Origin of the sequence: Microbulbifer sediminum (genome assembly GCF_021729035.1) — a bacterium.
GTDB lineage: Bacteria > Pseudomonadota > Gammaproteobacteria > Pseudomonadales > Cellvibrionaceae > Microbulbifer > Microbulbifer sediminum.
The window spans coordinates 64,323-86,844 of sequence record NZ_JAJSAP010000002.1; the positions used below are offsets into that span (position 1 = coordinate 64,323).

A 22,522-nucleotide genomic window follows, 5' to 3' on the forward strand; every position below is an offset into this window, starting at 1 on the left:
GTCAACGTTTCTCGTGTTTGTTTGCGGACCCGGGATGAAGCTGCGGTAGATTGAGAGTGTAAGGCTACCATCGTTCCGTGGCTCCATTTTCCGGCGGTTCCCAGTCCCCGGTACGGTAATCCCGCCGTCGCTGGAGGCTCTCATACTTGAATTTCTCCCGCATCAGTCCGGCGGGATCATCGGGAATCTGTCGGAGCCACTGGTCCAGGGCCTGCTGAGTTTCCGGATCGAGGGCGTTTTCGGCGGTTGGCTGTTTCTGTTGCGATTCGCTTTCCTGGTCCGTTTCTTCGCCCTGGCCGCCCTGGGGCTGTTGTTGCTGGCTTTGCTGCTGTTCTTCTTCGCTACCGGACTGTGAGTCTTTGCCTGCCTGTTGCTCCTGTTGTTCGCGGGAAGACTGGCCGGGTTGGGAGTCGGATTGCTGCTCGCCGTCTTGTTGCCCCTGCTGGTCCTGTTGCTCGCCCTGTTGCTGTTGTTGCTCGTCACCGGATTGTTGCTGTTGTTGCTGTCCTTGCTGCGACTGCTGTTGTTGTTCCTGCTGTTTCTTCTGCTGCTCCCTGAGTTTACGGGCGATCTCCCGGTTGTGCTCGGCATCGGGAAACGCCGGTTGCCGGGCGAGTGCCTCGTCATAGGCGGCGATGGCCTCATCGAAGCGCCCCTGGCGGGTCAGGCTGTTGCCCAGGTTGTAAAGGCTTTCCGCGTTCCCGCCACGGGAGAACTGTTGTGCGGCAGCGGGGAAGTCACCGGCCCGGTACCTGGCGGTTCCACGCCATTGCGGGTCCTCGAAAAGCTCGGCTGCCTGCTCCGCCTTTCCCTGTTCCAGTAGCCTGCGGGCCTGCTGGTCCTCCCGCAACCAGAGGTCCTGCCAGAGACCCGTGGACTTCGCTTCGTCGGCATTTGATGGCTGAGGAAGCGCCAGGGCCAGTGTTAGCGGTAGCAGGCAGGCGAGGGCCCCTCGGCGAAACAGGAGGGCCGCGAGAGGCAGGAGAAGTAGTACGAGCCACGGACCTTCCTCACGCCACTGGTCGAATTCGCGTTCAGTCAGAGCCGCCTGTTCAGGAGTATCCCCCCGGGGCATGAGATAGGTAATGTCCTGGTCATCCACCGCAATCTGGGCAAAGCGGCCCCCGCCCTTGCGGGCGAGGTTGCGCAGCTTGGTCTCATCAAAACCTGCGATCACGATAGCGCCGTTGTTGTCGGTAATGAAGCCACCCCCATTGCCGCGGGGGATCGGGCTGCCTTCACCGCTGCCAACTGCCAGCACCGAGAAGTCGATGGCGGCGGGGCCTGTCAGCTCCGCCAGCGTGCCCAGGGCCGCATCATCGATACCGTCAGTGACCGCGAGGATCCGGCCGCGGCCGTTCGCGCCATCTTTAAGCAGCCGAATAGCCGTTTTCACAGCCATTTCAATATTGCTCCCGGGAACCGGGATGATCTTCGGGGACAGGGCCGGAACCAGGTTGGCGATGGTGGCAGTGTCTTCTGTCAGTGGTGTGACCACATGCGCCTCGCCGCCATAGGCAACCAGCGCTGTCAGCCCGTCCTTTCGCTGTTTGAGAATATCCAGAACCTTGAGCCGTGCCCGTGTAAGCCGGTCCGGCGACAGGTCAGTGGCCATCATGGAAGGTGAGAGATCCAGTAGGATGACCAGGGCATCCTGGTTGCTAAACACGGGAGTCGGCAGTTTGCGCCAGGTTGGACCGGCGAGTGCAATGATCATGCCTGCCAGTAGCAGGAATATCAGTGAGAAAAGCAGAGGGCGTCGCGAGCCGCCGCGCAGGAGCAGGTGTGGCAGCAGATCGGCGTCAACCAGTTTCTGCAGGTGACCACTGTTGAAGACAGTTTTCGCCAGCCCCCAGCAGCCGAGGGCAGCGGGTACCAGCAGCAGCAACAGGAGTGGTCGCAGGAAGTGAAACTGTTGCAGGTCGGCGAGCAGGTTCATGTCAGTTCCCCCTGCCGCCGCTTGTCTCCGGCGGTGCCGGACAAGTATTCAAGGCCAGCCCGGAGCAGCGGCACCAGTGCCCACAGCAATGCCAGCACCAGTGCGAGGCCCAGTGGCCAGATATACAGGGAGCGGAGTGGCCGGTAAGAAGCGGCTTCCTGCTCCACCGGCTCGAGGCGATCCAGTTCCTCGTAGATGCGGGCCAGCTCAGCCGGGTCGCGGGCACGGAAATACTGGCCTCCAGTACCATCAGCGATGGCTTGCAGTGTCTCGCTGTCCAGGTCCCGGGATGGGTTGATGCGCCGTGACCCGAAGCGGCTTCCCAGCAGGCCCGGACGCACCATTTCCTCCGCACCAACCCCGACGGTGTAAACGGTGACACCGGCCTGCTGGGCAAGCTCGGCGGCCTTGAGCGGCGCGACTTCGCCGGCAGTGTTGGCACCATCGGTGAGCAGGATCAGGACACGTTGTTCAGCGGGTCTTTGCGTCAGCCGTTTTACCGCCAGGCCGATGGCGTCGCCGATCGCCGTGCCCTGGCCGGCAAAGCCGATCTGGGCTTCCTGCAGCAGCGTGCCCACGGTCTCGCGATCATAGGTCAGGGGCGCTTGCAGGTAGGCGCGGGTACCAAAGAGCACCAGACCCAGGCGATCGCCCTTGCGGCGCTCGACAAAGTCACCCACCACCTCCTTCACAGCATCGATGCGCATTGCCGGGCGTCCGTTCAGCAGCATATCGGGGGTTTCCATGCTGCCTGAGATATCCACTGCCAGGAGCAGGTCCCGCGCACTGCTGGTTTGTGTGATGGGCTCCCCATACCACTGGGGGCGGGCAGCCGCTGCCACCAGTAGTACCCAGAGGAACCACAGCATCAGCAGGTTGACCAGCTTTCCCGGGGCGCCGCTGCCGCGCTGCGAGAGTTCGGCATAGAAGGGCACCTTGAGCGCGCTGTCCAACGGTCGAGCGCGGGGCAGCAGCCGCCGGGTCAGTAGCGGCAGGGGCAGAAGGATGAAGGCCCAGGGCAGGGCAAACTCAAACACTCTCGACCTCCGCTGTGACCTGGCGCCCCGAAAAGCGCGTGGGCTGTTTATGCCTGTGCACCCAGTCGATAGCGAACTGTTGCAGGGCACTGTTGGACTCGATCCTGAACCTGTCGCGCCGGTAGAGTTCTTCAAGTAGTGCGGTCCGGGCGTCCGCGGGGCAGGGGGTGCCGCCGCTTTCCTCCAGGAAGGCGACCCACTGCTGGCCGGTAAGGTTGCCGGCCCTGCGGCGTCCATAGCTGGTGACGGCGACCCGCTTCAGGATCTCGTTGAGTTCCTCGGTCGCGCGGGGGCTTTCCACGTCCACTTCCTGTAGCAGGTGTACGGCCTCCTGCCGGTAGCGACCGCGCCGCGCCCGCTCCCGCCGGTGCTGGATCCACAGGGCCGCGAGTATGAACAGGGCAGCGATCAGCGCGGCAAGTAACCACCAGCCCGGTGCCGGTGGCCACCATGCAAGTGGCGCGGGTTCATGGATGTCCCGCAGTTGTGCCATCAGCTCCTGCTGCTCCGGTGACAGTGCGGGCTGTGCCGGCGGCGCTTGCTGTGTTAACGGCAATCTCACGGCACCAACACCCTATCTGTGGCGGCGCCCAGTCCGCGGGATTCCGGCTGGCGGCTACCAAAGTAACTCAGCAGGGCGGGTACCAGTGGCTGGCCGGTATTAAAGTCAAGCAGGGGTAATCGGTGGCGACGACACAGCTGCTCCACGGCCTCGCGAGCCTGTGCCTGGCGTTCGGCAAAGTGCTCCCGGAGCGGCCGGTTATTGCCGTTCAGGAAGGTTCGCTGGCGGCCATCGGAGATCGTGAGGGATTCCTCTGGCAAGGCCAGCTCCAGGGGGTCAGTGATTCGGAGCACCTGCAGGTCCGAGTGGCGGGTCAGCAGGTACAGGGCCTGGGCGCAGCTGTCGTCCAGGTCGTGGCAATCGGAAATCAGGAAAAGCGCAGTACCGGGACGGCTGATTCGCCGGGCCTCTTCCAGCAATAACTTCAGCGGTTGGCTCCCGGGTGAGGGTACCGGATTGCTCAGGTCGCCGGCGAGCTCGACCATGGCGTGGATCATGGCCAGCACCGCGTGGTGACTGCGGCGCGGGCGCACGGTGTCGATATCGTCGTCGGTAAAGAGCATGGCGCCAATGCGATCACTGTGGTGCAGTCCCGCCCACCCGAGGGCGGCAGCGATACCACTGGCGACAACTGACTTGAATGCCCTGCGACTGCCGAAAAACATCGGTGAGCGCAGGTCCACGAGGATGACCACCGGCCGCTCCCGCTCTTCCTGGTACAGCTTGGTGTGGGTCTCGCCGGTCCTGGCAGTTACCCGCCAGTCGATGGAGCGCACATCATCGCCTGCCTGGTAGTTCCGCACCTCCTCGAAATTCATGCCGCGGCCGCGATAGCGGGTCAATAGGCCCCCAGCCTGATCGCTGCGGGCCACTCGCGGCTGGAACATCTGCAGCTGGCGGGCGATATAACGCAATTTCACCAGCGGCGCCACCTCGGGATAGGCGCCCCGCGGGCTGAGCTCAATATGGGAAACCGCCTTTGGCATCAGATTGCCGGTACCAGTTGGAGCAGGCGCTGGATTACCTGGTCGGCGGTAACGCCGGCGGCCTCGGCCTCAAAGCTCAGCAGCAAGCGGTGGCGGAGGATGTCGGGTGCGACTTCCATCACATCGTCCGGGGTGACGAAGTCACGCCCGGCCAACCAGGCGCGGGCCCGGGCGCAGCGGTCGAGGGCAATGGTGGCCCGGGGGCTGGCACCGAAATCTAGCCAGCTGGCAAGCTCGCTGTCATACTTCGCCGGCTCGCGCGTGGCGATGACGAGCTGGACGATATAGGTCTCGACCGCCTCAACCATCTGCATGTCGAGCACCTGGCCCCGGGCGCGGAAAACCTCTTCCTGGCTGACCACAGCGGTAGGGCGATTTTCGCCAACACTGGCCTCGGATCTGGCCAGGCGCAATATTTTCGCTTCCGCGCCGGCATCGGGATAGGCAAGATTCACCTGCATGAGGAACCTATCCAATTGCGCCTCTGGCAGCGGATATGTACCCTCTTGTTCGATAGGGTTTTGCGTTGCCATCACGAGGAATAGCTGTGGTAACGGATAGGTTTTGCGCCCGACGCTGATCTGGCGCTCGGCCATGGCCTCAAGCAGGGCGGACTGCACTTTCGCCGGTGCGCGGTTGATCTCATCGGCCAGCACCAGGTTATGGAACACTGGCCCTGGCTGAAAATGGAACTCTCCGGTTTCCGGTCGGTAGATATCGGTGCCGGTAATATCTGCCGGCAACAAGTCCGGCGTAAATTGGACGCGATGAAAATCTCCCTCTATAGCATCGCCGAGCGTTTTGATGGCCTTGGTCTTCGCCAGGCCCGGCGCGCCTTCCACCAGCAAATGGCCATCGGCCAGCAGGGCTATCAGTATGCGATTGACCAGCGTTTCCTGGCCAATAATCTGCTGCTCCAGCCATTCGCCCAGCGCCCTCACGCGATCCCTGATATCTTGCGTCGTCGATTCCATAATGTCTCTTCTGTCGAGGATGATCCTGCTCCCTTTCCGGTGGGCGGCTATCTATCATCTTTTATATATAGCCGGCCGCGACCGGAGACGTGATTCCGTTGATTCTAGCGGCACACAGCAGAGAGGCAACCGCCGGGAGGATTAGGCTCCCGGCTTGCTCAAAAGTTCGCCGTCGTGGCAGTCGTTTACCCCTTGCCCGGCGGTCCCCAGATTGAAGACCCGCGGCCACAAGCCGCGTAGAGTATAAGGATAAGCCGGCCGTGAAAAAAAGGCCGGCGGCACTCAGTGAACTTTGGAGGTTTTGTGTGAATATGGCCACGGTGATCACCGATAGCCGCGAGGAGCTGGTCGAACAGGTCAGCGTATTGATCCGCGAAAAGCTGGGTGACAAGGCGGAACCGGTGGTGGCATTTGCCGAACAGTTCCTGCACCAGTACCCCCTCGAGGACCTGGCCGGCCGAAGAATGGCCGATGTCTACGGCTGTATCTACACCTGGTGGGACTTTATCCAGCAGCGGACGGCCGGTAAGCCGAAAGTGCGCGTGTTCAATCCGCGCCTGGAGGATGATGGGTGGGAGTGCAGCCATACCGTTGTGGGTGTATTGCAGCGGGATATGCCCTTCCTGGTCGACTCGGTCCGTATCGAGATCAACCGCCGGGATACGGTCATCCATTCCATTAAGAGTACTGTGCTGCACCTGGAGCGCACTGCCAAGGGCAAGCTGAAAAAGCTGCTGCCACGACCCAGGCCCGAAGAGGGTGTAGCTGCCGGCGCCTCCTCCGAGGCGCTGGTCTATGTCGAGATCAACCTGGATACCTCTGCAGGGCGTCACGCGGACCTGTCCGCCGCTCTCAAGGATGTGCTGGGCGACGTGGAGCTGGTGGTCGACGACTATGTGCCGATGCTGGACACCTGCAGTGCGATGGAAGACCAGCTGCACAATGGTGTCGCCGAGGACGACGCCAATTTGCAGGAGGCCTGCGCCTTCCTGCAATGGATGCGCGACGGTAACTTCACCTTCCTCGGCTATCGGGAATACGAGTTTGCGCAGCGGGGGGACCGGAAAGTCCTGTGCGAGGTTGAGAATCGTCGCCTGGGCATCTTCAAGAAGCTGGAGGAATCGGCAGAGCCGACGCCCGAAGCGGCCTTCAGCGAGGGTAAACAACGCTTTTACCAGGGCCCCAATTACCTGACGTTTGCCAAGTCCTCGGTAAAGTCGCGGGTACACCGTGCCGCCTATTCCGATTACGTCACCATCAAGCGCTACGATGCTGATGGCGAAGTGATCGGTGAGTCTGCAATCATGGGGCTCTACACGTCCCCGGTATACACCGAGAGCCCGGTAAAGATACCGATCATACGTCGTAAGATTGCTTCCATTATGGAATCCAGCGGCCTGTCCCCGCACAGCCATGACGGCAAGGCACTGCGGCGCATACTGGATACCTTTCCGCGGGACGAGCTGTTCCAGAGCAGTACCCAGGGCCTGTTCGATACGGTGATGGGTGTGCTCAGCATGAACGAGCGCGCCCACATCCGGCTGTTCCTGCGCCGCGATCCCTTTGGTAAGTTCGTCACTGCGACCGTATACGTGCCACGGGAGCAGTTTAACAGTGATGTACGCGAGGAAATTTGCGCGCATATCGCCAAAGCGGTCAATGCCCGCGAATCCGAATTCACCACCTATTTTTCTGAATCCATCCTTGCACGGGTGCACTTCGTGTTCCGGGTCGACCCGGGTGAGGAACTGGAAATTGACGAGGCGCGACTGGAGGCGCAGATCGTGGATATAACCCGTTCCTGGGAAGATGTTTTCCATAAGTCCCTGGTCGAGAGTCACGGCGAGGAAGAGGGGAACCGGCTTTACGGTGTCTATGGCCGAGCGTTCCCGGCTGGCTATCGCGAGGACTTCGAGCCGCGCATCGCCGTGCAGGATATCGGCTCCATCGAGGAGTTGAGCCCGGACAACCGGGTCGCCATGAGCTTTTACCAGCCTGTGGGTGCGTCCGCAGGCAGCCTGCGCTTCAAGGTGTTCAACTGGGGCGGCAACCTGCCGCTCTCTGATGTGATCCCGGTACTGGAGCACCTGGGGCTGAGGGTAATGGGCGAGTTTCCCTACACGATCCGGCCGAAAGGTGTCAGCGACGTGTGGATGCACGAGTTCCACCTGGAGTTCGGCCTGCCTACCCGGGTGGACGCCCAGGCGTCACGGAACCTGTTCCAGGACGCGTTCGCGGCTATCTGGAATGGCGTTGCGGAAAGTGATGGTTTCAACCGGCTGGTACTGGCAGCGCGCCTCAACTGGCGCGAGGTTTCCATGCTCCGGGCCTATGCCCGCTACCTGAAGCAGACCAAGTTCAGTGGCAGCCAGCCGTATATCGCTGCCACCCTGGCTAACCACGTGGAAATTACCCGCAATCTGGTTGCATTGTTCCGGGCCATGTTCGATCCACGGGTGGGCAGCAGTAACAAACAGGACCAGACCCGGGTAGAGCGCCTGATCAAAAAGATCCACGACGGTCTCGACAAGGTGGACAACCTGAATGAGGACCAGGTGCTGCGCCGTTACCTGGACCTGATCCTGGCCACGTTGCGCACCAACTTCTTCCAGGTGGGCGCGGATGATAAGCCCAAGGACTATATCTCCATCAAGTTCAGTCCGCGCAATATCCCGGGTTTGCCGGAGCCGCGGCCGGAATTCGAGATCTTTGTCTACTCGCCCCAGGTCGAGGGTGTGCACCTGCGTGGTGGCAAGGTGGCCCGTGGTGGCCTGCGTTGGTCCGATCGGCTTGAGGATTTCCGCACCGAGGTACTGGGCCTGGTAAAGGCCCAGAATGTTAAGAATGCTGTGATCGTACCGAGCGGGGCCAAGGGCGGGTTTGTGGTTCGCCGGCCTCCGGCAGATGGCGGGCGTGAGGCAATGCTCGAGGCCGGTATCAATTGCTATAAGACGTTTATCCGCGGGCTGCTGGATATTACCGACAACCTGAAAGAGGGTGAGGTACTGCCGCCGGAACAGGTGGTGCGGCGCGATGAGGATGATCCCTACCTGGTGGTGGCGGCGGACAAGGGCACCGCGACTTTCTCAGACATCGCCAACAGTATCGCTGCCGAGTACGATTTCTGGCTTGGCGACGCATTTGCGTCCGGTGGCAGCCAGGGATACGACCACAAGAAGATGGGCATCACGGCCCGCGGTGCCTGGGTTTCGGTGCAGCGACACTTCCGCGAGATGGGCGTGAACGTCCAGGAGGAAGATTTTTCGGTTATCGGCATTGGCGATATGGGCGGTGATGTGTTCGGCAACGGTATGCTGCTTTCCGAGCATATTTGCCTGAAAGGTGCGTTCAACCACCTGCATGTTTTCGTCGACCCGACTCCCGATGCCGCAGCCAGTTTTGCCGAGCGCAAACGACTGTTCGAGATGCCTCGCTCCAGCTGGACGGACTACGATCAGTCCCTGATTTCCAAAGGAGGAGGGATTTTCGACCGGAGTGCCAAGTCCGTCGAGATTACCCCGGAAATGAAAGAGGCCTTCGGGATCGAGGCCGACAGGCTCAACCCGAACGAACTGATCAATGCGATGCTCAAGGCGCCGGTTGACCTGATCTGGAACGGCGGCATTGGCACTTACGTCAAGGGCTCTACGGAATCGCACGCGCAGGTGGGGGATAAAGCGAATGACAACCTGCGGGTAGATGGCCGGGAGCTGCGTGCACGCGTCTTTGGTGAGGGCGGTAACCTGGGTATGACGCAGCGTGGCCGGATCGAATTTGCCCTGCGGGGTGGGCGCTGTAATACCGACTTTATTGATAATGCCGGTGGCGTCGACTGCTCGGACCACGAGGTGAATATCAAGATCCTCCTCGACAAGGTGGTCGCCAACGGAGATCTCACTGGCAAGCAGCGCAACCAGATGCTGGAGGAAATGACCGAGTCCGTATCGGAACTGGTCCTGCATAACAACTATGAGCAGACCCAGGCCCTGAGTGTCGCTGAACGGCAGGTGCCTGAACGCCTCGATGAGTATCGTCGCACGATCAATGCCCTGGAAAGTGAAGGGCGCCTGCGCCGCTCGCTGGAGTTCATCCCGGACAACGAGCAGATTAACGAACGCCAGAACAAGGGGCAGTACCTCACCCGGCCGGAGCTTTCGGTGCTGATCTCCTACGTTAAGGTAAAGCTGAAGGAAGAGCTGCTGGATGCGTCCATTATCGATAACCCGCGGGTTATCGAGTCAGTGGAGTCCGCGTTTCCGGAAGAGCTGGTGGCCCGGTATCGTGACATGGTGTACGACCACCCCCTGCGTCGGCAGATAGTGGCCACCCAGGTGGCCAACGAAATGGTCAACAATATGGGGATCACATTCTACCACCGCATCAGCGGTGCCACCGGGGCGGATATCGATACCATCTCGGCCGCCTATATCAGTGCCCGCGACGTTTACCTGATGGACGACTTCCAGGAGGCGATAGCGGCGCTGGATTACCAGGTGTCCGCCGACCTGCAGCTGGAACTGCTGAACTCCATGATTGGCCGCGTGCGCCGTGCGGCGCGCTGGTTTATCCGGAATCGCCGCAGCGAGCTTGATGCCACTGATGGCCAGATGCCTTACCGGGAGTCAGTACAGCGGGTGATCAAGGCTCTGCCGGAAGTATTGAGCGGCCGTCCCAGGCACCTCTGGGAGGAGCGGTTCCAGGAACTCCAGGAGGCTGGCATCCCGGAAAATGTCGCTTTGCTTGCTGCTTCGCCCACTTACCTGTACTCCGCGCTCGGGATCTCAGAGTCCGCGCGGGTCAGCAAGCGGCCGGTAGAAGAGGTTGCACGGATCTATTTCCAGCTGGCGGATTCTCTGGACCTGCCCTGGTTCGGTAACCAGATCATCGACTTGCCGGTGGAAAATTTCTGGCAGGCCCAGGCCCGCGAGACCAGCATGGACGATCTCGACAACCAGCTGAGTAGCCTGGCAGTGAACCTGCTGCGCCTGGCAGCGGAGAGCGATCTCGATGTGGATGGCGCGATGGACCGCTGGAAGGCTATCATGGCGCCCGCGATCCAGCGCTGGACCGGCATACTGGCGGAGCTGCGAGCTGCGCCAAGCACTGACTTCGCGATGTTTACGGTGGCCCTGCGGGAGTTGATGTACCTGGCCAATGCCACGGCTGACCAGGAGAGCCTGCTGGAGTCGGGCGAGGCCCCGCTGGAAGAGTGATATACGGTAAAAAATTCAGGTAACGAGAGAGCATGTATTCGTTTGTACGTAAGGCCCTGTTCGCGCTCGACCCGGAGCGGGCCCACCATATTTCCATGGATGGCATCGGTGCCGCAGAGCGGCTGGGGCTATTGTCCCTGTTTGTGGACCCGCCCGCGGATGACCCGGTGGAGGTGATGGGGTTGACGCTACCGAACCCGGTGGGCCTCGCTGCAGGCCTCGATAAGAACGCGCAGGCGTTCAACGGTCTCGGTGCCCTGGGCTTCGGTTTCGTGGAGGTCGGCACGGTGACTCCCCGGCCACAGCCGGGCAACCCCACACCGCGGATTTTCCGGTTGGAAGAGGCTGAGGCCATCATCAACCGCATGGGCTTCAACAACCAGGGGGTTGATTACCTGGTTGAGCGGGTGCGCCGTCGACGCTATGGCGGGGTACTTGGTATCAATGTCGGTAAGAATTTTGATACCCCGGTGGAGCGGGCCGCCGACGACTATTGCCACTGCATGGAGAAAGTCTATCCCTACGCGGACTACATTACTGCCAACGTATCTTCCCCCAATACCAAGGGGTTGCGGGACCTGCAGTTTGGAGAAAGTCTCAACAGCCTGCTGGATGCCCTCAAGAGCAAGCAGGCCCAGCTCGCCCGGGTTGATGATCGCTATGTGCCGCTGGCGGTGAAGATCGCTCCTGATATGGAGCCGGAAGAGATTGCCCAGGTTGCCGGGGCTCTGCGTAAATACGAAATCGATGGCGTTATCGCAACAAACACCACGATTGACAAGTCCGCAGTCAGCGAGTTGCCGCACGGCCAGGAGGAGGGCGGACTCAGCGGTCGCCCTCTGGCTGAGCGATCCAACAATGTGATCCGGACACTGTCCCGGGAGCTTGAGGGGGCCCTGCCCATCATTGGGGTAGGGGGCATCTTCGATGGCGAGAGTGCAGTGGAAAAAATCCGGGCCGGTGCTACGGCCGTACAGGTTTACACCGGCTTCATTTACCGTGGCCCGACTGTTATACGGGAAGCGGTCGAGGCTATTGCCCTGCTGCGCCGTCGGGGTGGCATGGAAAAAGACGTGGCAGATAGCCAGGTTGGCGGGGAGAGTCGCTAGCTGGTGGCTTTGCCCTGTCGTCCAAAGGCATGACCGGGGCGCGGTGGCTGGTGCCAGTCACCGCGCAGCTCCCCTTATATCGTGCTCCACCCATTCGGGTGATGGATGTTGGTGCTTACGGTGCGGTAGGTTTCAAGTTTCTGGGCTTTGGTGGAGTTCCCAAATCCGTTCCAGTAATCCTGGCGGCCGTCCCGCCATCCATTAACCCATTCCTGGTGAAGATATCCGCTCATGTAAGGACAGCTATCCATGGGTTTTCTCTGGGTGGCGGCAAGGTATCCCTTGTAAAAGGCCCTGCTGGACTGGTTACGTTTTTGGCGTTTCATCGTATACAGCACCTCTTGGTCATTTTGGGCTGGTTTTTTTGGGGTCTGGTGACCCGCGCGTGATGTTAGCGTGCGTTTTTTGATCCCCTGTCTTTAAGCTTAGTGAAATTTATGGCCGGGTTAATGCCTGTGACTGTGTGCTTTCACAATCTAGATTATGGTGTCCGGGAGCGAATCCAAGGCGACGTTTGACGGCTTGGCCCGGAAATGCGACCGACAGACCGCAGGCGGCCACGTATATCTCTGTGCCGCGGTCCTGCTGGGTGGAAATGGCGGACGGGCGCCTGGTTCCATATCCCTGACAATTCAGTTTTTATTACAGAGGCGGTGCTTTCGGGGCGAAGAACTCTACCCAGCCTTTAGTGCAGGGCGCGAGGTGAGGCACGTTCGCAATGGTCAACAACAGGAAATGGAGGGCGACCGCTGGCGCCGGTTTTCATCAGTTTTCCCAGTAGAGCAGAATGTTGCTTTTCTGTGAATGATCACTTGGCACTCAGAATCGTCATTGATAGAAGAAAATGCTATAGGCGTTAAACCAACCTGCGGGCATCGGGTTGACGCCGTGGCCTGAAGTCAGACTGACAATACAGCGTGGAAAAAATATTTTGCCGAAAGAGATGATCCCCCTGACCGCGACCTGCCCACGCGGGCTTGAAGCCCTCCTGGCTGCAGAGTTGCGGGAGCTGGGTGCCACAGATTTACGCGAGCAGCCGGCTGCCGTCCATTTTTCCGGCGACCTGGAGCTGGCTTACCGTTGCTGTCTGTGGAGCCGTCTGGCCAACCGGGTATTACTGCGCCTTGCCAGTACCAAAGTGCGGACCGCTGATGAGCTTTATCGAGCGGTAGCGGCGTTGCCGTGGGAAGAACATATCAACCCGACCGGGAAGCTCTGGCTGCAATTTTCGGGAACCAACCGTGAGATTCGTAACAGCCAGTTCGGCGCCCAGAAGGCCAAGGATGCCGTTGTCGACCGCCTCCGGGACAAGACCGGTGAGCGACCACTGGTAGACAGGAATCATCCGGACCTGACTGTGGCCCTGAGACTGCATCGTGACACTCTGGACATTGCAGTGGACCTCAGCGGTGAAAGCCTGCACAAGCGGGGTTACCGGACGCATATCGGTGCCGCACCATTGAAGGAGAATCTTGCCGCAGCGCTCTTGATGCGCTGTGGCTGGCCGGATATCGCGGCGCACGGTGGTGCGCTGCTGGACCCTATGTGTGGTTCGGGCACTATCCTGATCGAGGGGGCGATGATGGCAGCGGACATGGCGCCGGGCCTGCTGCGCGGAAGTTTTGGTTTCGAACGCTGGCTCAATCACCAGAGCGATATCTGGAACCGCCTTCGCGAGGAAGCCCTGGAGCGCCGGCGCCGGGGGCTTGAAAAAGCGCTTCCCGAGATTCGCGGTTACGATGCGGACGCCAAGGTATTGTTCGCGGCAGAAGCGAATATTGCCCGCGCCGGGCTAGAGCGCCAGGTGCGCGTCAGCTGCCGGCCTGTAGCCGCGTTCAAGGTGCCCAGCCACCGGGAGGTCAAGCCGGGGCTGGTCCTGACCAATCCCCCCTATGGTGAGCGGCTGGGTGAGCAGGAGGAGTTGCGGGAAACGTACGCGGAGCTCGGACGCCAGCTGAAATCCGGTTTCCCGGGCTGGCTTGCTGGTATCTTTACGGGTAATCCCGAACTTGGCCATGCCACCGGGCTGCGCTCGCACAAGCAGTACAAGCTCTACAACGGCAGTATTCCCAGCCAGTTGTTACTGTTTGAGATTCGCGCTGGCGCGTCCGCTGGCCAGGCCGATACTGCCGCCCCACGCCTCTCGCCGGAGGCAGAGATGGTGGCCAACCGCTTGCGTAAAAACCTTCGCACTACCGGGAAATGGGCCCGTAAAAGCGGTATCAGCTGCTTCCGCCTCTATGATGCGGACCTGCCGGAATACGCTGCGGCTATAGATCTGTACCATTCACTGGACGGCGGCAGCTTTGCCCATGTACAGGAGTACCGGGCGCCGGCCCAGATACCCGAGGAAAAGGCGCGTGCCCGGCTGCGGGAGCTGGTGCGTGCGGTCGAGGCGGTGCTTGAAATTCCCCAACGGAATATCAGTATCAAGGAGCGACGCCGCCACAGCCACAAGGGCAGTGGCAGCCAGTACCAGCGGCGTGATGATTCGGGCCGGACTTTCTGGGTGGAGGAGTACGGTGCGGAATTCGAGGTAAACCTCTGGGACTACCTGGACACCGGTGTTTTCCTGGACCACCGGCCGGTACGGCAATACCTGAAATCCCTGGCCGGAGGTAAAAAACTGCTGAACCTGTTCTGCTATACGGGCACAGCAACAGTACAGGCGGCCCTGGGTGGTTGCACCCGGAGCACCAGCGTCGATATGTCGAAAACCTACCAGGCGTGGGCCGCACGTAACTTCCGGCACAATGGAATGGACCCTTATCGCCACCAGCTGGTACAGGCGGATTGCCTGGAATGGCTGCAGTCTGCGCAGGAGAACCGGCGAGGGGAATACGACCTGATCTTCCTGGATCCCCCCAGCTTTTCGAACTCCGCCAGGATGCGCGGGGTGCTGGATATCCAGCGGGATCACGAGACGCTGATCCGGCAGTGCATGGAACTACTGACACCGGCCGGAATCCTGCTGTTTTCCAACAATCTGCGTAGTTTCAGGATGGCCGAAGCGGTCGCTGCGGACTTCGCCGTTGCGGATCTCTCCGGGCGGCTGCTGGATCGTGATTACCAGCGCAATCCAAAGATCCACAACGTCTGGGAAATACGTCTGCGCAAGGAATAAGGGGGGATCAGGGCCGGCTCTGCCGCTGTGGCACCGAGTAAGCGGTGCCGCGACATTCCAGGTACACCCGACAGGTACCCTGGGCGACCCTGGCGCAGGACTCTACCACAACGCCATTTCCGCCCAGTTTGTGTACGCGCTGTTTCATTGCGCGCACAACGCCTGACCGCTCCGGCGCCGGTTCGTCGATGCGTTCCTGGCAGGACGATGCCTCGACCAGCCCGAGTGATACTGCATCGTAACGAGCGATCTCTACCGGCGAATACTCCTCTACACCGGCACTGGCAATACGGCTTTTGGCGTACGGTCCGATATTCGTCCTGAAATCGACGCCGTTGCAGCCGGATATGACAACGCCAACCAACAGGCAGGCCATGGTGATTAAAGCGCTATTCAAAACCTGTATCCCCTGTTTGCCAGTCCGGGTCCCCTCGCGGGTCAGTCCAGCTCCATCAATACGCGAAAGCCAATATCCTTGGACATCGCAATTTCACTCTGACCCACACGGTGCACGGAGCTCACGTTGTAGAGCGGATCACGCATTGATCCGCCACGGACTGTGCGCAGGTTGCAGTTCTTGACCTCTACCGGCCTGCCGTCGCTGCGGCTGCCCTGGTAGTCGGCGAGGAAGCAGTCCTGCGTCCATTCGGCGACGTTGCCAGAGGTGTCGAACAGACCGAAACCATTAGGCTCATAGGTGCCAACCGGAGCGCTCCCGGCGGTGAAAATGCCCACGAATTCGCTGTCACAGCCCCGCCGGCAATTGGCTTTGCCTCTCGGGTCGGCATCGCCCCACCAGAAGGGGCGCGACTCGCCGCCACGTGCAGCATATTCCCACTCTGCCTCACTTGGGAGTCGGTAACGCTTGCCGGTCTGCTCCGAAAGCCATTGTGCGTATGCCCGAGCCTCGTTCCAGGTGACGTTGATCACGGGGCGATGGCCGCGGCCCCAGCCCTCGTCGCCGGGCAGGGCTGCCCCGGTGGCTTCCGCAAACCGGTCGTACTGGTTGAAGGTTATTTCATGTCGGGATATGGCAAAGGGCCGCGCAATGGTGACTCGGTGGGCGGGGCTTGCCGTGGGTCGCTTGTCGTCTCCCATGGTGAAGCTGCCGGGGCTTACCACGACGAGACTCGGCGATCGGCCGCCGTCTGCGAGGGCGGGGCGCAATACCTTGCCCGCGGTGTGGATGCGTTCGAGCCTGAAGCTGACCTTACGGTCCCTGTCGCTGATACGTATCCATCGACGTTCGGTCTCATAGCCCGCCTTGCTGACCTCCACATCGTAGTTGCCCGGCGACAGGGCCATGCCGGCCCTGTAACGGGGAGAAATATTCATGATGCGGACCTGGGCATCCGCGGGCCGGGTAGTGATATTCAGGGCGTATGTCTCGGTTTCGCCAGCAGCGGGCTGGGCGGCCGCGGTCGTTGCTGCTTGCGCGTCCGCCTTGGCAGGGGCCGGGTCCTGTGTCTTTTGCGTGACTTGCTGCGGGCCGGGCACCGCAATATCCGACTCTGGAGAGGCGGGGCCTTTACTCATGCCCCCATCGGAGCCCTCTGTCGTGCTTGATGCCGCTGCCGGCGACTTCTCGTCTGCCTGGTGGCCGGGCTTTCCCGCTGCACTGGTCGCCGCAGGGGCGGACGCGGAGCTATTGCCAGCCGGCTCGGGCTCTGATGTATCAACCTCGTGGCCCTTTGACCCGGGCAACAGCAGGCTGGCTGTAAATTCGCTGGTCCGGCCCAGGATCGAGTCTTCTGGCAGCCAGTCGAATCGGTAACTGAGCAGGCTGAACAGCAGCCACGCCACAAGCAGGCCGGCAGTTATTGCGGATCCGTAAGTCCACTGTCGTATTTTCTTCTGGGGTGCCTGCTGGATCACCTGCTGGATCCGCATAATGGTGGCCTGCTCGGCACGGGGGTGATTCTCGTGCAGGGGCTTGTCCCGCCACCGGGCCCAGGTGGCGGCAACTCGATCACGTGCAGTGCCGTACAGGGTCATGATCAGGGCGCGGACCAGGCTCGAGGTGCGCACCGCAGTGTTGTTCAGCTGAGTAGTCTGAGTTGTGGGCTTGCCAGCAAGGGTTGCCACCAGCTGGTCGATTGCGTCAACAACATCGAGCCCCCGCTGGAAGCGGTCCTGCGGGTCCTTGGCCAGGAACCGGTCGATCAGGCCCTGGTACAGGGAGTGCCGGGCTGGCAGTCGGGGCAGTGGGTCGGTGAGGTGCTTGATGGCGATAGCCACCGCCTCGTCGGCCTGGAAGGGCACAACACTGGTGAGCATCTCATAAAAGACGATGCCCAGGCTGTACAGGTCGGCGCGGCCATCGATGGCTGCGCCACGGGCCTGCTCCGGACTCATGTAATGTGGTGTGCCCACTACCATGCCACTGCTGGTCATGCGGGTTGTTCTGGCTACTGCCCTGGCGACACCGAAATCCGTCAGGACCGCGGAGCCGTCTTCACGAAACAGGATGTTTTCCGGCTTCAGGTCGCGGTGCACATAGCCCTTGCTGTGGGCGTGGTCCAGGGCGAGGGCAATCTGGCGCGTAATAGTGAGCGCCTCCATCGGATCGATGACCCCGCTGGAAAACCGGTCGGAAACCGAGCCGCCGGGCATGAAGTCCATGGCAATGTAGTTGAGGCTGCGAAAGCGGCCAATATCATGGATCCCGACAATATTGGGGTGGGACAATTGCCCGACAATATTGGCCTCGCGCTGGAAACGTTCGCTGAAAATAGGATCCGCGTTTAGCACTGGTGACATGACCTTGAGCGCAACCTGCCGGCCAACGCTGCGCTGCACCGCCAGGTAGACCGTAGACATACCGCCCTGGTTGATCTTTTTCAGGATACGGTAACCCGGTATTTCGAGGGCGTTGTTGTTGCTCACAACCTCCATTGATGCGATTTCCTTAATGCGGTATCAGGCCGAGAAGCCATCCGGCAAAACCGGAGGCTAACGCCGCAGCGGTGACGACCGCCAATACGATTCTTGCCGTGTTTCCCAGGCGGGCGGGAGAGGGAGTGTCCGCGCCCATATAGTCACTTCCCGAAAGCCGGGCCGGGTCCGGCGCGTCAATGACCTGAACGGTGATGTTGTCCTTGCCGCCGGCATCGAGTGCGGCGGCAATGAGGAGGTCTGCCGCCCGGCGGCAATCATCGTTGCAGGAAAGTATCTCGGCGATCGCCTGCGGCTCGACTTCCGCGCTCAGGCCATCGCTGCACAACAACAGTCGGTCACCGGCTTGCCAGGGCGATGACATCCGGTCCACGTCCAGGCTGGGGTTGGTGCTGCCGCCAATACAGCGCGTGATTACGTGTCGGTTCGGGTGGCTTGCCGCTTCCTGGGGATTGATGGCGCCGGAATCTACCAGCATCTGAACATATGAGTGATCATTGGTCAGCTGCTTTAGCCGGCCGTGCCCTTCGCCGGGAGACCAGAGATAGGCGCGACTGTCACCTACCCAGTAGATGTGGAAATAGGCGCCTTCCTCTGCCACTACAACGGCAGTGGAGCCCATATTCGCTGCGCTCTGTTCATCCCCCAGCAACAGCGCATGGGCCCGCTGCAAGGCGTGTTCATAGTGGCGGTCAGTAGCCGCGGAGCGCTGGATCTCCTCTACGACGGTCTTGCTGGCGATTTCCCCCGCCTGGTGGCCGCCTAGCCCGTCTGCCACGACCCATACGCCCCGTTGCTCGTCGGACCAGAGCGCATCCTCGTTCTGCTCACGCTTGAAGCCGGGGTGTGTTGCACCGGCGCTCCGTGCCTGATTCCCTGTCGACTGGCGGGGTACCGTGTGCCTCGATACATCGCGTACTTTGGCTTCACTCACTGCGTGCAACTACCTGTGTCTTATTTTGGTTTTTAGCGCCCCATCCCAGTTCAGCGGGCTCTCCGCTGCCGCGGCTTGACCGCGTGAAAACTAAGCGGGACGCCCATCCCTTAACCGAGCTGAGTTTGCTTCTTCCCGCATGCGGTATCCCCGGAGGACAAACAAGCGGAAATATATGCCAGAGAAGGCCTGGTACCGACCGCCGGAGGCAGGTATTCCATGGCAAATAATATTGTAAGGAGGGATTGTACGCTGCAAACCCAATCACATGCCACGCAAAAACTTCGTGATAGAATTTTCCCGTTAACAACAAGATGGGCGGACTCGCCCGCACCGGGTTTGCTCGGATACCGGCAGGATATCCTTGGGCAGCGGCGCGGCGGGTACTTCTCGGGCATTGCCTGGCGAGGCACTGTCCCTGGAGTTGACCAGACCCCGCATTACCAGGAACACGAGAAATGCTGAAACTCTGCGATCTCAAGGGTGCCGGACAGAGTGTCTGGCTCGTGGCGCCGAGAGTAACCATCGGTCGAGCCTCTACCTGTGACCTCACCCTCGCCAGCGATTCGGTGGCCAAACTGCACGCCGAAGTTGTTGTCGATGGTGACACGCTCACATTGCGCGACCTGTCCGGATACGGCGGGCTGGCTGTCAACGGGCAGCCAATAAAGGGCACGACCCGGCTTAAGTTGAACGATCGTGTCACTATCGGCGATCGTGAGCTGGGGGTAGTCGACCCGAAGGTGGCACGGTTTCGCTCCAGTACCTCCGGCAGTGGCGCCGTGTCCTGGGCACTACGGGCCAATCATCCCGCCATCGCCGGCCGGGTTTTCCCCGTTAAGCAGGCCAGCGTGGTGGGGCGTTCCGACGAGTGCGATATCACTTTTTCCCTTTCTCACCTTTCGCGCCGCCATGCACGCCTGGAAGTACGGGACGGCCTTTTGTTCGTGGTTGACCTCGGGTCGGCCAACGGTACTTTCCTGAACAACCAGCGAGTTTCGGAAACGCGGGTCCGCCGCGGGGATGAGTTACGATTCGACACCCTGAGCTTCAGTGTGGTGGGCCCGGCCGATGACCTGGACAAGACGACAGTGCGTCCTGCAGTGATGATCCCGCGGGAACATGACACCGCTGCAGAGGGCGAGAGTGAGGCGCCCCCGGTTGATGCCGTGCAGTCCGCCCCGGTTGCGGAGGCGGAAATGACCCGCGAGCGGCAGCGCTACGAGGGTGATGCGGCAGCGGCGGAACCCGGGAGCAGCGCATGGCTTTGGTTTGGCGTGGTGCTGTTGATCGGTCTGGGTACCGCGGGCGTGCTCTGGGCGCGCCAGCAGGGGTTGCTCTGAGCAATGCCGGCAGAGTTGCTTCTATATACCACCCTCGGCTGCAGCCTGTGTGAGAAAGCCAAGGCTGAGATCTGGCCCGTGCTGGATGACTTCGCTCTCCGGTTGCGCGAAGTGGATATCTCGGATGACCTGGACCTGGAGAGGCGTTTTGGGGCCCGCATTCCGGTTGTAGGCCTGGGGGACCCGGATGACGTCCTGGGTTGGCCGTTCGACAGCAGCAAGCTACGTAACTGGCTGCAGGCCCGTCTTTAGTGCGGGGTCGTCAGGCCCCCTTTGCGGGCGGGCGCTGCCTCCAGGTTTTTACCTGCCTGGCCGGCCGGCAGGGGCCGCCCGGTCCAAATCACAGCTTGCTGCGCGCCTCGTTATCCCTGAGCAACGGCTGTATGTTCCCGCTGCGATACGCATAAATGACGGAATAGGCCAGTACGTTCTGCACGTACTTCCTGGTTTCGTGGTAGGGAATGGTTTCAATCCACACATCGTAGGGCAGCTGGCTGCCGGTTTCCCGAAGCCACCCGGCGACCCTTGTCGGGCCCGCATTGTAGGCTGCAGCAGCCAGGATCCGGTTATTGTCGAAGCGGTTGAGCAGGGTTCGGAGGTAAAAACTCCCAAGGGCGATATTGGTCTTGGGAGTCAGCAGGTCCCAGCTGCGGCGATACCGCACACCGGCCTTGCGGGCCGTGGTTCGGGCGGTGGAAGGGAGCAGCTGCATCAATCCCAGGGCACCCGCACGGGACTTTGCGTCATGGGCAAAGTGGCTTTCCTGTCGGGCAACGGCGTAAATGAGGTAGGGGTCCAGCGCAGTCTTTTCGCTCATCTGGTTGCTGACATCGGTGACGATGTCGGAGAAGGCGAGCGGGAATCGCAGTTCCAGGTCATCCAGGTAATCGGCGGCGAGTACTGACCGGATCGATTTGTGATACCAGCCCCAGGCGCTGGCGACTTTGCCGGCGGTCAGTAATTCCTGGTGGCCGAGGCCCTGAGTGGCATAATCCCATTCGCGACGGGCGTGGTAGAGCTCACCGATAGCCTGCAGCTCCCGGGCCCGCTGCATACCGGGGCGGGCAGCCATCTCCTGCACCAGTTCCGGCGTGACCTTGGCGGGGCGGTCGACAAAACGGTAGTTCTGCCCGAGGATGTCTGCCGACAGGAAGCCATAGTAACTGCGCTCCTCCGCCGCCTGGCGGTAAAGTTGCACCGCCTGGTCTGAGCGTGAATCGCCGTATTGTTCTTCCAGGGACCGCGCTTTCCAGTACAGCCACACGTCCCGGAGTTGCTCCTCCGGTGGCAGCCGGTCGATCCAGAATTCCACTTGTGCCCAGTCCAGCTCCCGCATTGACTGGCGGGCCAGCCAGCCGATGGTTCGTGGGTCGGTAAATTTCTCGGTACGAGCGAAGAACGCCCGCAGGCCCTCGATATCATCCTGGCGCGCAAACTGCAGGGCCAAATTGCGCAGCAGTTGCTCGCGCTCATTATCGGCAAACAGGTAACTGCGCTCGAAGCGCTGCCAGGCCTTTTCAGCCAGGCCGGCATCTTTCAGGGCCAGGCGCTCGAGTCCGTGCAGGACAATCTGGCGGTATTCGGGCCGGTCACTGATAAAGCGCGAGTGGTTGGACAGCTGCCCGGGGTCCCGGTGGACTGAGCGCAACAGCTCTGCCCGTTGCGCCTGGTCCGGGTCCATTTTCCTGGCGATATACTCAGCCAGGTCCAGTTGGCCACTTTTCACTGCCAGCAGATGCCGTCCCCAGGCCAGCTGCGGAGTGAGGCCGCCGTCTTTTATCCAGCGGTTGAATACCGGGTCACACTCCTCGGCCTGGGAGCGACCGACCATCCACAGCTCCTCCACCAATGCGTAGGCGGTCTCCTTGTCCCCGTGTCGGGAGAGGGCGTCAGCGTAGTAGCACTTCAGTGAAGCGCGGGAGATCTTGTCCGGGTCATAGTACTTGAGGTAGGCACGGAAGCGCTTGCGGCTCCCCAATTCGCGCAGGATGCGCACGCGCATCCAGTCACCGATTGCGGTATCGCGATGCTCACTGATAAACGCATCTATCTCATCGTAAGGGAGGCGGCTGATTTTTCGGCTGATCGCCCAGTAGTCGAGGTAGGGTAGAAGCGGGTAACCTTGTAGCTCCCGCTTGAGGCGCTTCAGGTCGGGGGCATCGCCGCGGCCGATAGCCTCGCGGGCCTCCTGGAGCTTCTCCCGTTGGGCCACCGCTTTTTCCGCGTTGGTCTCGCCAAGTGCCGGGAAGGCAGTCAGCGCCAGGAACAGCGTTAACGCGATTCCCTTTGCGTCAATCGACATAGTACTCACCCGATTGATAATTCGCGCCGGTAAAAGTAAAACAGCGCGTCAAATAATGCGTAAAATATCCATTTCACACAAGCCCGATTCGTGGGCTGGTGAGA

The 22,522-nt window shown here is 61.0% G+C and carries 15 protein-coding genes; 5 read left to right on the top strand and 10 right to left on the bottom strand.

Annotated elements, in window-relative coordinates; translation table 11 throughout:
• Window positions 1-64 precede the first annotated feature (64 nt).
• The 5 genes from LVD11_RS03065 to LVD11_RS03085 are packed head-to-tail and all read right to left on the bottom strand — an operon-like array spanning window position 65 to window position 5,498.
• Window positions 65-1,939, bottom strand: a complete 1,875-nt coding sequence (locus LVD11_RS03065; RefSeq protein ID WP_237055954.1) for a VWA domain-containing protein — start codon at window positions 1,937-1,939, stop codon at window positions 65-67.
• Window positions 1,936-2,976 (bottom strand): vWA domain-containing protein, encoded by a 1,041-nt coding sequence (locus tag LVD11_RS03070; protein WP_237055956.1) that lies wholly within the window; start codon window positions 2,974-2,976, stop codon window positions 1,936-1,938. The genes LVD11_RS03065 and LVD11_RS03070 overlap by 4 nt, the downstream gene beginning before the upstream one ends.
• Complete coding sequence (locus LVD11_RS03075) at window positions 2,969-3,538, bottom strand: DUF4381 domain-containing protein (RefSeq protein WP_237055959.1); 570 nt, start codon at window positions 3,536-3,538, stop codon at window positions 2,969-2,971. The genes LVD11_RS03070 and LVD11_RS03075 overlap by 8 nt, the downstream gene beginning before the upstream one ends.
• The gene (locus tag LVD11_RS03080; RefSeq protein WP_237055961.1) at window positions 3,535-4,524 is read right to left on the bottom strand and encodes a DUF58 domain-containing protein; all 990 of its coding nucleotides are present in this window, start codon (window positions 4,522-4,524) and stop codon (window positions 3,535-3,537) included. Before LVD11_RS03080 ends, LVD11_RS03075 begins: the two co-directional genes overlap by 4 nt.
• Window positions 4,524-5,498, bottom strand: coding sequence for an AAA family ATPase (locus LVD11_RS03085; protein WP_237055963.1), 975 nt, complete (start codon window positions 5,496-5,498; stop codon window positions 4,524-4,526). Before LVD11_RS03085 ends, LVD11_RS03080 begins: the two co-directional genes overlap by 1 nt.
• A gap of 311 nt (window positions 5,499-5,809) precedes the next feature.
• Here LVD11_RS03085 and LVD11_RS03090 point away from each other — a divergent pair, with 311 nt between their 5' ends.
• Both LVD11_RS03090 and LVD11_RS03095 read left to right on the top strand, forming a co-directional pair.
• Entirely contained in the window at window positions 5,810-10,711 is a 4,902-nt protein-coding gene (locus LVD11_RS03090; protein ID WP_237057081.1) for an NAD-glutamate dehydrogenase, read from the top strand.
• A 32-nt stretch (window positions 10,712-10,743) separates the two neighbouring features.
• Window positions 10,744-11,820, top strand: a complete 1,077-nt coding sequence (locus LVD11_RS03095) for a quinone-dependent dihydroorotate dehydrogenase (RefSeq protein ID WP_237055968.1) — start codon at window positions 10,744-10,746, stop codon at window positions 11,818-11,820.
• 74 nt (window positions 11,821-11,894) lie between these two features.
• Here LVD11_RS03095 and rmf read toward each other — a convergent pair whose 3' ends face one another.
• A complete protein-coding gene (rmf, locus tag LVD11_RS03100; protein ID WP_237055969.1) occupies window positions 11,895-12,146 on the bottom strand; it encodes a ribosome modulation factor in 252 nt (83 codons plus the stop codon).
• A 617-nt stretch (window positions 12,147-12,763) separates the two neighbouring features.
• Here rmf and rlmKL point away from each other — a divergent pair.
• Window positions 12,764-14,944: a bifunctional 23S rRNA (guanine(2069)-N(7))-methyltransferase RlmK/23S rRNA (guanine(2445)-N(2))-methyltransferase RlmL gene (rlmKL, locus tag LVD11_RS03105; protein WP_237057082.1), complete on the top strand. Its 2,181-nt coding sequence runs from the start codon at window positions 12,764-12,766 to the stop codon at window positions 14,942-14,944.
• A 7-nt stretch (window positions 14,945-14,951) separates the two neighbouring features.
• Here rlmKL and LVD11_RS03110 read toward each other — a convergent pair whose 3' ends face one another.
• The 3 genes from LVD11_RS03110 to LVD11_RS03120 are packed head-to-tail and all read right to left on the bottom strand — an operon-like array spanning window position 14,952 to window position 18,773.
• Entirely contained in the window at window positions 14,952-15,341 is a 390-nt protein-coding gene (locus LVD11_RS03110) for a hypothetical protein (protein WP_237055971.1), read from the bottom strand.
• Window positions 15,342-15,382: 41 nt separating this feature from the next.
• Window positions 15,383-17,839 carry a bifunctional serine/threonine-protein kinase/formylglycine-generating enzyme family protein gene (locus LVD11_RS03115; protein WP_237055979.1) on the bottom strand — a complete coding sequence of 819 codons (2,457 nt, stop codon included), beginning with the start codon at window positions 17,837-17,839 and terminating at the stop codon, window positions 15,383-15,385.
• A 13-nt stretch (window positions 17,840-17,852) separates the two neighbouring features.
• The gene (locus LVD11_RS03120) at window positions 17,853-18,773 is read right to left on the bottom strand and encodes a PP2C family protein-serine/threonine phosphatase (protein ID WP_237055981.1); all 921 of its coding nucleotides are present in this window, start codon (window positions 18,771-18,773) and stop codon (window positions 17,853-17,855) included.
• 458 nt (window positions 18,774-19,231) lie between these two features.
• Between LVD11_RS03120 and LVD11_RS03125 the strand changes: the two genes are divergently transcribed.
• On the top strand, window positions 19,232-20,116 hold the full coding sequence (locus tag LVD11_RS03125) for an FHA domain-containing protein (RefSeq protein ID WP_237055991.1): 885 nt from the start codon (window positions 19,232-19,234) through the stop codon (window positions 20,114-20,116).
• A 3-nt stretch (window positions 20,117-20,119) separates the two neighbouring features.
• Window positions 20,120-20,368, top strand: coding sequence for a glutaredoxin family protein (locus tag LVD11_RS03130; protein ID WP_237055993.1), 249 nt, complete (start codon window positions 20,120-20,122; stop codon window positions 20,366-20,368).
• Window positions 20,369-20,456: 88 nt separating this feature from the next.
• Here LVD11_RS03130 and LVD11_RS03135 read toward each other — a convergent pair whose 3' ends face one another.
• Window positions 20,457-22,418: a transglycosylase SLT domain-containing protein gene (locus tag LVD11_RS03135; RefSeq protein ID WP_237055995.1), complete on the bottom strand. Its 1,962-nt coding sequence runs from the start codon at window positions 22,416-22,418 to the stop codon at window positions 20,457-20,459.
• Window positions 22,419-22,522 lie beyond the last annotated feature (104 nt).

Coding starts and splice junctions, on each gene's coding strand:
- LVD11_RS03090 (WP_237057081.1), top strand. CDS start 5,810: ATGGCCACGGTGATCACCGATAGCCGCGAGGAGCTGGTCGAACAGGTC.
- LVD11_RS03125 (WP_237055991.1), top strand. CDS start 19,232: ATGCTGAAACTCTGCGATCTCAAGGGTGCCGGACAGAGTGTCTGGCTC.
- LVD11_RS03135 (WP_237055995.1), bottom strand. CDS start 22,418: ATGTCGATTGACGCAAAGGGAATCGCGTTAACGCTGTTCCTGGCGCTG.
- LVD11_RS03130 (WP_237055993.1), top strand. CDS start 20,120: ATGCCGGCAGAGTTGCTTCTATATACCACCCTCGGCTGCAGCCTGTGT.
- LVD11_RS03115 (WP_237055979.1), bottom strand. CDS start 17,839: ATGGAGGTTGTGAGCAACAACAACGCCCTCGAAATACCGGGTTACCGT.
- LVD11_RS03085 (WP_237055963.1), bottom strand. CDS start 5,498: ATGGAATCGACGACGCAAGATATCAGGGATCGCGTGAGGGCGCTGGGC.
- rmf (WP_237055969.1), bottom strand. CDS start 12,146: ATGAAACGCCAAAAACGTAACCAGTCCAGCAGGGCCTTTTACAAGGGA.
- LVD11_RS03065 (WP_237055954.1), bottom strand. CDS start 1,939: ATGAACCTGCTCGCCGACCTGCAACAGTTTCACTTCCTGCGACCACTC.
- LVD11_RS03080 (WP_237055961.1), bottom strand. CDS start 4,524: ATGCCAAAGGCGGTTTCCCATATTGAGCTCAGCCCGCGGGGCGCCTAT.
- rlmKL (WP_237057082.1), top strand. CDS start 12,764: ATGATCCCCCTGACCGCGACCTGCCCACGCGGGCTTGAAGCCCTCCTG.
- LVD11_RS03095 (WP_237055968.1), top strand. CDS start 10,744: ATGTATTCGTTTGTACGTAAGGCCCTGTTCGCGCTCGACCCGGAGCGG.